Annotated in this window: 14 protein-coding genes, 1 rRNA gene and 1 pseudogene; 10 read left to right on the top strand and 6 right to left on the bottom strand. The window is 40.3% G+C overall.

Annotated elements, in window-relative coordinates:
* Nucleotides 1–3 precede the first annotated feature (3 nt).
* From rrf to R2B72_RS18085, 5 genes are all read left to right on the top strand, one after another.
* Nucleotides 4–119: ribosomal RNA gene (gene rrf / locus R2B72_RS18105) — 5S ribosomal RNA — on the top strand.
* A gap of 574 nt (nucleotides 120–693) precedes the next feature.
* Nucleotides 694–1503, top strand: coding sequence for a YihY/virulence factor BrkB family protein (locus R2B72_RS18100; RefSeq protein WP_318618270.1), 810 nt, complete (start codon nucleotides 694–696; stop codon nucleotides 1501–1503).
* A complete protein-coding gene (locus R2B72_RS18095) occupies nucleotides 1503–2174 on the top strand; it encodes a response regulator transcription factor (RefSeq protein WP_318618274.1) in 672 nt (223 codons plus the stop codon). Before R2B72_RS18100 ends, R2B72_RS18095 begins: the two co-directional genes overlap by 1 nt.
* On the top strand, nucleotides 2171–3550 hold the full coding sequence (locus R2B72_RS18090) for a HAMP domain-containing sensor histidine kinase (protein ID WP_318618268.1): 1380 nt from the start codon (nucleotides 2171–2173) through the stop codon (nucleotides 3548–3550). Before R2B72_RS18095 ends, R2B72_RS18090 begins: the two co-directional genes overlap by 4 nt.
* 75 nt (nucleotides 3551–3625) lie before the next feature.
* Nucleotides 3626–4024, top strand: coding sequence for a hypothetical protein (locus R2B72_RS18085; RefSeq protein WP_318618267.1), 399 nt, complete (start codon nucleotides 3626–3628; stop codon nucleotides 4022–4024).
* 134 nt (nucleotides 4025–4158) lie between these two features.
* On the opposite strand, the gene R2B72_RS18080 is transcribed toward R2B72_RS18085, so the two are convergent.
* Together R2B72_RS18080 and R2B72_RS18075 are read right to left on the bottom strand one after the other, a co-directional pair.
* Nucleotides 4159–4674: a methylated-DNA--[protein]-cysteine S-methyltransferase gene (locus R2B72_RS18080; RefSeq protein ID WP_318618265.1), complete on the bottom strand. Its 516-nt coding sequence runs from the start codon at nucleotides 4672–4674 to the stop codon at nucleotides 4159–4161.
* Nucleotides 4658–5242 (bottom strand): bifunctional transcriptional activator/DNA repair enzyme AdaA, encoded by a 585-nt coding sequence (locus R2B72_RS18075; protein ID WP_318618264.1) that lies wholly within the window; start codon nucleotides 5240–5242, stop codon nucleotides 4658–4660. Before R2B72_RS18075 ends, R2B72_RS18080 begins: the two co-directional genes overlap by 17 nt.
* A gap of 140 nt (nucleotides 5243–5382) precedes the next feature.
* Here R2B72_RS18075 and R2B72_RS18070 point away from each other — a divergent pair, with 140 nt between their 5' ends.
* A complete protein-coding gene (locus tag R2B72_RS18070; protein ID WP_318618263.1) occupies nucleotides 5383–6279 on the top strand; it encodes a DNA-3-methyladenine glycosylase in 897 nt (298 codons plus the stop codon).
* Between the two features lie 198 nt (nucleotides 6280–6477).
* On the opposite strand, the gene R2B72_RS18065 is transcribed toward R2B72_RS18070, so the two are convergent.
* Nucleotides 6478–6918 carry a GNAT family N-acetyltransferase gene (locus R2B72_RS18065; RefSeq protein ID WP_318618262.1) on the bottom strand — a complete coding sequence of 147 codons (441 nt, stop codon included), beginning with the start codon at nucleotides 6916–6918 and terminating at the stop codon, nucleotides 6478–6480.
* 177 nt (nucleotides 6919–7095) lie between these two features.
* Complete coding sequence (locus R2B72_RS18060; protein ID WP_318618260.1) at nucleotides 7096–7659, bottom strand: recombinase family protein; 564 nt, start codon at nucleotides 7657–7659, stop codon at nucleotides 7096–7098.
* Between the two features lie 119 nt (nucleotides 7660–7778).
* Between R2B72_RS18060 and R2B72_RS18055 the strand changes: the two genes are divergently transcribed.
* Nucleotides 7779–9188: a SulP family inorganic anion transporter gene (locus tag R2B72_RS18055; RefSeq protein WP_318618258.1), complete on the top strand. Its 1410-nt coding sequence runs from the start codon at nucleotides 7779–7781 to the stop codon at nucleotides 9186–9188.
* A 13-nt stretch (nucleotides 9189–9201) separates the two neighbouring features.
* Nucleotides 9202–9615: a universal stress protein gene (locus R2B72_RS18050; protein WP_318618257.1), complete on the top strand. Its 414-nt coding sequence runs from the start codon at nucleotides 9202–9204 to the stop codon at nucleotides 9613–9615.
* 94 nt (nucleotides 9616–9709) lie between these two features.
* Here the strand turns inward: R2B72_RS18050 and R2B72_RS18045 are convergent.
* Nucleotides 9710–9948: pseudogene (locus R2B72_RS18045) on the bottom strand (chromate transporter); the annotation flags it as partial.
* A gap of 158 nt (nucleotides 9949–10106) precedes the next feature.
* Nucleotides 10107–10943, bottom strand: coding sequence for a cupin domain-containing protein (locus tag R2B72_RS18040; protein WP_318618272.1), 837 nt, complete (start codon nucleotides 10941–10943; stop codon nucleotides 10107–10109).
* Between the two features lie 426 nt (nucleotides 10944–11369).
* Here R2B72_RS18040 and R2B72_RS18035 point away from each other — a divergent pair, with 426 nt between their 5' ends.
* Entirely contained in the window at nucleotides 11370–11717 is a 348-nt protein-coding gene (locus R2B72_RS18035) for a metalloregulator ArsR/SmtB family transcription factor (protein WP_318618256.1), read from the top strand.
* A 15-nt stretch (nucleotides 11718–11732) separates the two neighbouring features.
* The coding region (locus tag R2B72_RS18030) for an ArsB/NhaD family transporter (RefSeq protein ID WP_318618255.1) at nucleotides 11733–12186 on the top strand (454 nt) is incomplete at its 3' end.

Below are 12186 nucleotides of genomic sequence, written 5' to 3'. Positions count from 1 at the left end.
TAGTCTGGTGACGAAGGCGAAGAGGTCACACCCGTTCCCATCCCGAACACGGAAGTTAAGCTCTTCAGCGCCGATGGTAGTTGGGGGTTTCCCCCTGTGAGAGTAGGACGTCGCCGGGCACACGGTCATTACCAATAGGTAATGGCTTTTTTGTTGTCTGAAAATAGAAACCGAAGGTTTACCTTGTGAACTTGTTCAATGGAATGCGAGAAAGGGGAAGTGTGGTGGAGTTCGAGGAAGTGAAGGTAGGAGGATCGGAGCGTATGATATACGCGAGAACCGGACGACTGAAACTGACGAAGAAATCCGCCGCGCATCGCCTTTCGCAGCTCGAACACGGAAGTTAAGCTCGCGCGCCGATGGTAGTTGGGGGTTTCCCCCTGCAAGAGTAGGACGTCGCCGGGCACTAAGTAAGGTCATTACCAATAGGTAATGGCTTTTTTGTGTTTAATAATAACTTTGTCAATATAGTAAATATTTATTATATAACTTCTGCAAAGTGAACAGAAGTTATACAAACCGGACTCTTCGTTGTCCGGCTTACAATTACACGCCTGATAGGTCTTACAATTTCTGCACACCCCAGGTTCGGTCATTCCACTAAAAAATGGCCCGTAATGTTTCTTATTCTTTCTCATGGGTATCCTATTGTCTTATTCCGAATAGGGTATATTGAAGTAGAGGGGTGAGTAGATGAGAACTATTCGAAATGTCGCAAGTCGTTTTTTCAAGGAACGTTTTTTTGACCAGGCAGCACAGACAGCTTATTATCTATTGCTGTCGATGTTCCCATTTCTTATATTTATCTTTTCCTTGCTTAGTTTGTTTCCGGTGAATGAAGAAATACTTCTAATGTTTCTTAGGCCCTTCACTCCGGATGAAGCCTTCGTTATTATAGAGAGAAATGTCCGAATGATTTTGAATAAAGGACAGGGAAAAGTGCTGTATACAAGCCTGATAGCGGCATTTTGGATTTCTTCGATGGCGGTTCAGTCGCTAGCACGTTCGCTAGATCTGGCAAATGGCTATGTGCGACGATATGCATTTTGGAAAGTGCTATTACGTGATCTTAGGGTGACGCTGGTCTTTATGCTTGTCATCCCACTGTCGTTGTTCCTGCCAATCATTGAGAAGGCATTGTATAGAGTTGTGACGTATTATGATACGATTGAACAGTGGCAAGGATGGATATATGTTTGGCCCAATGTTAAATGGGGTTTAGGAACACTGTTTTTGTTTCTGTTTTTCCTGTTATTTTATAAAGTTGTACCAACGGGTAAAATGAAGTTAAAAGAAGTACTTCCTGGCGCCATTTTTTCTGCGCTTGGCTGGCAATTGTTTTCACTTGTGTTTGGGGATTATGTATCAAATGTAGATTATACATTATTATATGGCCAGTTGTCGGGAATTATTTTATTGGTTCTTTGGTTTTATTTGTCGGCAGTTATTATATTGTTTTCGGGTTTGTTGAATGCCGAATGGCGAAGGAGGGGGAGTAGATGATGAAAATACTTGTGGTGGATGATGATCCGAATATTTTAGAGTTGGTTAGTATTCAATTGTTACAAGCGGGGTATACAGTATTGAAGGCATCAGATGGTTTTGAAGCGCTGGAGTTGTTGGAGACGGACTTGCCTGACTTGGCGGTGGTGGATGTGATGATGCCGAGGATGGATGGGTATAAGCTGACGAAGAAGCTGAGAGCCGAAGCGGATATCCCGGTTTTATTGTTGACGGCTAAGGGGGAGTTGGAGGATAAGGAGAAGGGCTTCCTTGCGGGTTCTGATGATTATGTTGTGAAGCCTTTTGAACCGAAGGAGTTATTGTTTCGGATCAATGCCATTTTACGTAGATATGATAAGGTGGTAGATGTGTTTATTGAGGCAGGTCCGCTGAAGATTAATCGTCAGAGCTATGAAGTGTCTGTTGGCAAGAAGGTACTACTTTTGCCGTTGAAAGAGTTTGAGTTGTTGTCGGTGTTAGCATCACGGCTGAATCATGTCTTTGCACGCGAGCTATTGCTGGAGCGGGTATGGGGCTATGATTATGAAGGGGATGAACAGACGTTGAGTGTGCACATTAAAAGGTTGCGGGAAAAGTTAGGCAAGCTAACGGAAGATGTGAAGATTTCAACGGTACGGGGAGTTGGCTATAAGCTGGAGGTATCCTCGTGAGGTCGCTGTATGGTAAGTTCATCGCCATGACGGCCGCGATTATGGTGATTAGCGGGACTATTGCATTTTTGGCGGTCAATACATATTATCATCAGTATTTGAAGGGGCAGAATGATGAGAAAAATATGATCATCGCAAAGAGTGTCGCGTCTTTTATCCAATTGAATGAAGGATTGAATCTTGAGGATTATTTAGCGGCACAGTCTGCGATGGGGTATAAGCTGTATGTTGTGAGTGAACGACGTGAAGCGAAGTTGTATGGTAAACCGTTCCGTATTGAAAATCTATCGAAAAAGGCGATAGATCAGGTATTGAATGGGGAAGTCTATCATGGGATGGGAAATCTTCCGAGTGAAACATTTGTGACGGGATTTTTCTCAGATGAGTCGGCTAATACGGTGGGGGCGCCGTTTATATATGGGGGAGAGAGGCATGCACTTTTTCTGCGGCCGGATATTAAGATGCTGTTCACAGAAGTCCATTATATCCTTGGCGGCATGGTACTGGTGATGGCGGTGATTAGTTTGTTGGCGATGTTAATGGTCGCGAAGAAGCTGATTGATCCGATTACAGCATTGACGGCTGCGACGAAAAAGGTTGGAGAAGAACAGTTTACCGGGACACTTGATATTCATCGAAAAGATGAAATTGGACAGCTGGCGAACAGTTTTCAGCAGATGACGGAGAAGCTGAGCGAAAATGATCGAATACGGAAAGAGTTCATCAGTGATGTGTCGCATGATTTTCAGTCGCCATTGCTCAATATTAAAGGCTATGCGCAGCTGTTATTGGATGACGAATTGCCGGAGGCATCGCGGAAAAGTTATGCGAGCGTAATTCAATCGGAAACGGAACGCTTGTCTTCATTGACGAAGCAGTTGTTGCTACTTACTTCGCTAGATCAGTTATCGTCACCGCTTAATAGGAGAACTTTTGACTTAGATGAACAACTGAAGGAGACAGTTCGCAAGTATAGATGGTTGCTAGAAGAGAAGGAAATGTCATTGTCGATGGATATTGATGAGGTTCGTTATATGGGTGACCCGGCATTTCTTGAGAAAGTATGGGAGAATCTCGTACTGAATGCGTTGAAATATACGGAAATCGGTGGGGCCATTGATATTTTATTAACGGAACGGGAAAACGAGGTTACGGTAACGGTTCGTGATACAGGTATTGGCATTGGTGAAAAAGAGCTGGTGCGGATATTTGACCGTTTTTACCGGGCGGATGATTCGAGGACGCAGCAAACGGGTGGGACAGGACTTGGATTATCGATTGTTCAACAAGTTGTGAAGCTGCATGGTGGAACGATTGATGTTGTCAGTCAGATAGGGGAAGGGACGACTTTTACGGTGCGATTGCCGAAGTTGTAATGTCCTGTTCATCTTCCGTTCATATAGGCTGTTTACAATAAGGGTATAACATGAACAGTACAGGGGGAATTCAATATGCAGGAAAAATGGAGTTTACGATTGATTCGTGTAGCGGCAATTTTTGGTTTGATCGGAACGGTGTTGGGATCACATATGGCGGGAGCGGGGTCATACGCATTCCGTCCGATTCACGCACATATTTTATTGGTCGGTTGGTTGTCATTATTTGCTTGGGGCGTCTTTTACAAGATTTACAAAGTGCGGGCAAAAAAGTTGCTTACACTTCAAGGCTGGACGGGAATTATTGGAGCAATCGGTTTGACGACAGGTATGTGGTTACAATTTTTGAAGCCGTTTAATGTCAATGAAACCCTGTCACTCATTTTCTACATTGTGGGTGGAACTGTTTTACTAGTCAGCTTTGCATTGTTTGCGGTTATTACGTTTATGACGGAGAAAGCAAGTAAGCGTTAATGGTAACACAAAGGTATCATTTCTTTTTATTCAAAAGAGATGATGCCTTTTGTTCTTAAGGAATAATCGTTTTTATAAATGAAAAGAGATTGACAATAATGCTTCCACTTAAAACCATAGTCATGGTTCCACGTTTATGATCTTTCTAGCTTTAGTAGCTGCTCCTTCATCTCTAAACCTCCTCTGTAACCGGTTAACTTCCCACTTTTTGCGATGACGCGATGACAAGGGACCGTGATTAAGACCGGATTGGCTCCAATCGCAGTCCCGACGGCACGTACTGCATTTGGCTTTTGAATCTGTTCGGCAATTTCTGTGTACGAAACTGTCTGTCCGTAGGGAATGTCTTGCAACACTTTCCAGACAGCGTGTTGAAATACTGTCCCATGGAGATCCATTGGTGCTGTGAACTTTTTCCGTCTGCCTTCCAAGTAATCAATTAATTCGATTGCATAAGGTTTTAATCTATCCTCATCTTCCGACAGTCTATAAGTAGGGAGTCGTTTTTCCACCCATATAGCAAGCTCTTCGAAGGTGGCACATTGTGAACCCACATAACAAAGTCCTGTTGCTGTTGCTGCAATATATATCGCCCATGATTCGTGTGTTAGAAGCATCCAATACACGATATCCTCAATGTTTTTCTTCATTAGCTTGCACCTCCATTTGATACTGTTTAGGCGTTTGACCCGTTCTATTTTTAAATAATGTAATGAAATATGGCGTATTCGGGAGCCCAACAGAGAAACCAACTTCCGCAATGGATTTACTCTCCGTAGAGAGTTCTCTCATCGCATGCGAAATTCGTACTTGCTGGATGTATTCGGCAGGAGTTACCCCGGAAACTCTCTTAAAGGTTCGCTGTAAATGATAGGGACTTCCATGACACATATCTGCTAGTATGACTAATGATAATGGTTCGTGATAATGCGTCTGTATATATTCTTGGATTTGGGCTGTCCATTCTTCATCGGGTAATCGAATACCCCCAGGCTTGCAACGTTTACAAGGGCGAAAACCTGCAGAAATTGCCTCATCGACGTCGTTGAATATACGGACATTCTCTTTTTTAGGATCTCTAGATTTACAAGAGGGGCGGCAACAGATGCCCGTTGATGTTACTGCGTAAATAAAAATAGTATCATATGACTGGTCATTGTGCGTAATCGCTTGCCATCGCTCATCCGTCAATTGCATGGCGTCTGGATTGTTGTTCATGGAATCACCTCTTTTCTACCTTTAGTATACCCGCATTATTTTGTTAATAGGTGCTTATGAGGATGTAAGAGCAAGATAACGAAATATTTGATTGGATTAATATGATACAACTATAGATAGAGAAAAGGAGTGTTTTGGGAATGGATGATGTTGTAATAAAGGTTCCGAAAGAATTCAGTTTTAAAGAAAATCTGGGGTACATGCTACGATCTTCAAATGAGTGTATGTTTGGAATTCAGGATGAAAAGATAACGAAGGCAATTACTGTTGCGGAAGAAGTACTCTTGGTAGAAGTTAGCGAAGGCGTAGACGGTCATCTTGTCCTTCGTTTTTTAGGGGATTTTCATCCAACGGGCGAGAAAGTACGTGATCAAGTAGTTCATTATATACGCGATTGGTTTGACTTGGATAATGATTTAAAGCCTTTTTATGCAATGGCTGAAAAGGATTTGTTGCTTAAAAGAGCAATTGACGAATTTTATGGGCTACGTAATATAGGGATTCCGGATTTATTTGAAGCATTGGTTTGGGGGATTCTTGGACAGCAGATTAATTTGACATATGCGTACACATTAAAAAGGCGTCTAGTTGAATCATTCGGAAGGTCGATTGAATGGGAGGGCCGTCCATATTGGATTTTTCCTGAAGCGAAAGACATTGCCAATTTGACAGTAGAGGATTTGGCATCTCTAAAAATGACTGTGAAAAAGTGTGAATACCTGATTGGAGTTGCTCAACTGATTGTCGAAGGAAGGCTTTCAAAATCAATTGTAAGGGGAACCGGTGACTTTAAAGAAGCTGAAAAAAGGCTTGTCCATATCCGTGGTATTGGTCCGTGGACTGCTAATTATGTATTAATGCGCTGTTTACGATTCCCGAATGCGTTCCCGATTGCTGATGTAGGGCTACATAATGCTATTAAGCATGTAACGGGTGCGGACGAAAAGCCGACGAAAGAAGAAATATTGGAGCTAGCTGCTCCGTGGAAGGGCTGGGAGTCCTATGCGACATTCTATTTGTGGCGATTTTTGTATTGATTGAAAAACGTCTTTCCCTCTAACATGCGGGAAAGACGTTGCTATTAATATCACAAAAAATGCCCCAATGATTAGGGAGAGTATGATCGGCATAACCTTGGCATTTGGGTTTTCTGACGAGTTCTTGAAAAGTGAAAGAGGAACTGCTAATCATGTGGCCATTCCAATTCCCGGGAGCACCGAAGGTCCTGAAATACCTTACTTAGTAGCTAAATCCTTCACCATTAAAATATGAGGAATACCATCTTCCATGAATATATCGGATGAAGTTTGATAGCCAAGTTTTTTATAAAAACCTTCTGCATGTGTTTGTCCATGTAATTTAACTCGGGATAGTCCCTTTTCTTCTGCGATTTCTTCTAATGTTCTTGTGATTACTTTGCCAAGTCCGAATTTCCGGTAAGCCTCCAAGATGCAAATTCTCTCCAATTTACCGAAGCCATCCACCCATCGAACTCGTCCAGTTCCGACAGGTTGCTCATTATAATAAACTAAAATGTGTTCAGCAAGCCCGTCAAGTGTGTCAAATTCATCGAACTCATCTTCTAAAGGGACGTTTTGTTCTTTGACGAATACTTCTTTTCTGATATGAAATGCTATTTTTAGGTCGTTTTCCAGTGTTATTCTTTTAGAATCCAATATTCTTCAGTCCTTTTTTAGATTTAGTGGAGTCTTATTTTTCAATAACCTGCCAAGTACCGCTTGTGACGGGATTTTTTTCGTCGGAATGACGGTGTAATGCTCTTGAAATCAAGAATATATAAATACTTTTTCTTATTTCATAGTACTTCATTCTTTATGAATAAATAATCACTACTACTCTTTCTCATCGGATAACAATGTAGAGCGATCATCCAAATAACGATATAAAGTAGTCTTACTTATACCAGTCGCTTCTTTTATGTCATATAACGTATAATTTTTACTGTCATACATTGAAAAAGCCAGCTGTAAATTGGCATCTGGTTTTCGTGGCCGACCAATCGATTTTCCCTGTTGTTTAGCAGCTTGTAGCGTAAATGTAGAAGAATGGCTTAGAAACTTTGATTGCAAATCCGCAAAAAACGTAGCGCTTTGAAGTAGTGAAGCTTTTTGTATCGTTTGGTTGGTTAATTGTTCATCGACGAAGTGAATGGTGATTTGATCTCGTTCTGCTAGTCGTAAAATATCTAAAAGTTGCTGAAGCGAATCAGCTAATACTGCGATATTTTGGACGAACAGCTCGTCATCTTTTTGAACAGACATCAATAATTGTTCAAGCTCAGTTCTTTTCTTGGCAAGTCCATGTACCTCTTTAAATAATGTATCAAAGAAAAGTTTTTTTAATTGATGGGTGCATTGTTGATCCTGAACAATCGGGCGGATGTATCCATATTTCATTTTTTTGCTCCTAACTTCCCAAAACTATTCACTTTTGGGAATCAAAATGATATGCTACATACATTCTAACATCGATAGTAGCTATGTTGAAATTTTTGTCTTTATGAAAGGGGAACAGTATGCATACTTTAAAACAACAGTGGTTTGGGAATGTGCGCGCTGATATTTTAGCCGGGATCGTTGTTGGGCTGGCGCTCATTCCGGAAGCATTAGCTTTTGCCTTCATTCTGGGTGTAGATCCACGTGTCGCATTATACGCTTCATTTACAATGGCGGTCATTACTTCGTTTGTCGGTGGCCGTCCTGGGTTAATCTCATCAGCAACAGGTGCGATGGCATTAGTACTCGTCAGCTTAGTGGCGAATCATGGCTTACAATATCTACTCGCGGCCACTATTTTAACAGGAGTCATTCAATTTATACTTGGGTTGTTTGGTGTAGCGAACTTGATGCGCTTTATTCCAAACTCCGTCATGCTAGGCTTTGTGAATGCGCTTGGTATTATGATTTTTATAACGCAACTGCCTTATTTAATAGGTGGTGGCATGATGACATATGTCTTTGCAGGCGTTACGCTAATATTGGTGTATTTGATTCCACGATTTTTTACCGCGATTCCTGCACCGCTCATTGCCATTGTGGTCATGACGGGCATTGCGCTCCTAAGTGGCGTGAAGTTACAGTCGATTGGTGACATTGGATCAATGCCAAATTCGTTACCGATTTTTTTCTTACCAAATATTCCGCTTAATTTTGAAACGTTAAAAATTATTTTGCCGTATGCATTGGCGCTTTCGGTGGTCGGATTATTAGAATCACTACTTACATCCCAAGTGCTGGATGATATGACAAATACGCCGAGCAATAAAAATACAGAAGCGCGTGGGCAAGGGATTGCTAACTTCATCACTGGTTTTTTCGGTGGGATGGCAGGTTGTGCATTGATTGGGCAATCGATTATTAATATTAAATCAGGAGGGCGTGGGCGTTTATCGACATTAACGTCAGGTATTTTTCTCATGTTTTTAATTATCGTTTTGGGCGATGTCGTCGTCAAAATACCGATGCCTGTTCTTGTTGGTGTTATGATTATGGTCAGTGCGACAACTTTTAATTGGAGCTCGTTTAAGTTTTTGAAACAAGCGCCTAAATCGGAATCACTTGTAATGCTTATTACAGTTGCTATTATTTTATATACACATAATTTAGCGATTGGTGTTGTGATTGGTGTTATATTAAGTGCGCTTTTCTTTGTTGCAAAAATTTCTCGTGTGACAGTTACGCATGATTTGGATGGATATAAGGTAAAAGGTCCATTGTTTTTTGCGTCAACTACGAAATTTATTCAGTCATTCGATAACGTTTCAGAAAATGAAATCGTCATTAATTTTGAAAATAGTCAGCTGTGGGATGAATCTGCAGTAGCTGCAATATATAAAGTGAAACAGAAGCTTGAGCAAAAAGGTGTGAAGGTACAGATTCAAGGGTTAAATTCTTCAAGTGAACAACTTTACAAACGATTAACATAAGGGAGGAATCTACATGAAGATTGCTGTAGCAATTGATGGGTCAGAAAATGCTTTACGTGCAGCAAAACATGCTATTACACTTTGTAAATACTTACCTGATGCACATTTAGAAATTATTTACGTATCGGATTATAATAAGGCAAAAGATGAGCGGCTGTTATCGCAAAGCCCAGAGAGCTTAACATTAAAACGAGAGAAAAAAGTGCATCCTGTTTTAGAACTTGCAAAAGATGTCGGAGTGAAAACGAAGCTTACCATGTTAAAAGGGAATCCTAGTCAAGAAATAATAAAGTATGTGAATTCAGAAGAAATTGACCAACTTGTCATTGGGAGTCGCGGCTTAAATACTTTTCAAGAAATGGTACTCGGTAGCGTCAGTCACAAAGTAATGAAGCATGTGAACTGTCCGATTACAATTGTTAAATAAAGAGCTTTCATTCCCAATACTAAACAATGCGGTGACTGGTGAGAAATTAAAAACAACAAAAGCCCTCAATTTTGAAGGGCTATTTTTTGTTATATTACAGTAAAGATATTAATGATCCACCGATAGCTCCAGAAAGCACAATAATCCAAGGTGGAAGTTTCCAATAGGCTTGCATACTAAACAAAATTGCAGCTAGAGCAAAATCGACAGGGCCAAGATTGAACTTGTCCAAATCGGAAAATAAAAAGCAGAGATTAAAATTCCGATAACTGCTGCATTTACGCCCATTATTGCCCCTTTAATTTTAGGATTGTTACGTAAACTATTCCAAAATTAAAACTTACAAAAAAAATGGCTTGGATTTTTCACCAAGCCATTTTTCTTTCTAATATGTGTCTTTAAACTAAAGCACTTATTAGTAGAATAATAAAAAAACTGGTACCTTATTGTAGTATTGCCCCAATTGTGTAATCAACTATATGCTTCCACTTCTAACTCTCCATATTTTTGCTTTGCTGAAGAAGTTTGGATTTTCCTGTACGTTCCCATCCTTCTACTGTTTCATATGCTTTTTCAGGAGAATACCCTTTCCCTACAAGAACTCCCATTAAAATAAATTCTTGAAGAATATGTGTAGCATTTATTCCTCTTTTAACATCCTCTAACCCTTGATTCACCAAAAAATTCGTGTACCTTATCCATTCATCTGGCGTCCTGCCAAAAACAACTGTATCTCCATTGCCGTGACCATAACCATAACCATAACCATAACCTTCTTCTGAAGCCTCTGCATCTGCTTTTGTTGCATGAACTGTACCAAATGGATGGTTAGGAGGAGCGTAAATCGAATAAAGTTTTAGCGGAATATTACCTGTATTAATTATATTGTGCCATGTTCCGGCAGGTAGCATTATTGCAGAATCGTCACAGACATTTCTTTCAAAGCTTAAATTATCTTTACTCTTACCCATTTGAACAATACCCTGGCCTTGTTCAACACGTAAGAATTGGTCAACGTTAGGGTGCATTTCCAAGCCGATATCTTCGCCAACATTGAGACTCATTAAGGTAACTTGCAAATAAGTTCCTGTCCATAAAGCGGTACGGTACGTATTGTTTTGCTTCGTAGCTTTATTAATATTGACGACAAACGGTTCTGCTCCATAATCTGTTAACAAAATGCTTCCATTGGAGGGGCGAAAAGAACAAAATCTGTTTGTATGTTCTTCCCCAACAGGATTAGTCCAGTAACCAGACTGTCTACAATAGTTACATATCGGTAAATTAACATAATAAGGATATTGATACATATTTGGAGCGTAATACATTTTTATCAATCCCTTCACAACTGATAAATTATCCTATGCTTTATGTAAAGGGAATGTACTTAAATTCAAGATAAATGGGGAGATGCTGGAGTAAAGGTTTTCAACTTCAGGCAACTCAGCTTACTTTCTAACTCCAAATTTAAGATGAGCAACATATGCTTTTGGAATGGTTAGGAAAGCTTGGTTGAGTAATAAAGGGGACTGCTCAATGAACTACAGCCCAATTGTTAGACACATCCGGCAATTGGAGGTGCTTTACTGATGGCAAATTTTCTGCCAAGGAAGTAATTCGGCTTGTAATACCTCAACGGAATCTTCAACTGATGATTCTTTAGCTTTGGAAGAAAAGAATTCTTGAAGAATGTAGATAATCTATTTGCATATATAACTATATAGTTATATGATAATGTCGTGGAGGGATGATAGATGAATACAACAGCAACAATTGATATGCAACGAGCATCACAACTATTAAAATTGCTTGGGGATCAGACGCGTTTGACGATGATGAAATTGTTGCAATCTCATGATTGCTGCGTCTGTGAATTTGTAGAGATTTTCAAAATGAGTCAACCGGCGATTAGCCAGCATTTGCGTAAACTAAGAGATATTGAATTGGTGAAAGAAACGCGTAAAGGAAAATGGATCTTCTACTCGATAAATGAAGAGCACGAAGATTATTCGTTTATACAAAGTGTTCTTGAACGCCTTCCAGGGCAAGGTGGATTAGTAACTGAACTAGAAGCACAAGGATTGCGTATTTGTTGTGAGTAGAGAGGGGAAAGAACGTTGACTTCAGTTATTGTCGCATCATTGATTTTCATAGTCACACTGATTTTTGTCATTTGGCAGCCTAGAAACTTATCGATTGGATGGTCTGCCTGTATTGGTGCAGTAGTTGCTTTGTTAGTAGGGGTAGTCAATTTTCAGGACGTTATAGACGTAACGGGGATTGTATGGAATGCAACGCTCGCTTTCATCGCGATTATTATCATCTCCTTAATCTTAGATGAAATTGGATTCTTTGAGTGGTCTGCGCTACATATGGCGAGATTAGCAAAAGGTAGCGGTATTCGCATGTTTGTTTACGTCAGCCTTCTAGGTGCAGTAGTTGCTGCGTTGTTTGCAAACGATGGGGCTGCTCTTATACTCACGCCAATTGTGCTTGCAATGGTACGAAATTTGAATTTCAATGAAAAGATGATTTTTCCTTTCATCATTGCCAGTGGTTTTATTGCAGATA

The organism is Sporosarcina sp. YIM B06819, from assembly GCF_033485175.1.
GTDB lineage: Bacteria > Bacillota > Bacilli > Bacillales_A > Planococcaceae > Sporosarcina.
Note: the sequence above shows the minus strand (reverse complement) of the source record. Positions and strands in the feature narration are given on the sequence as shown.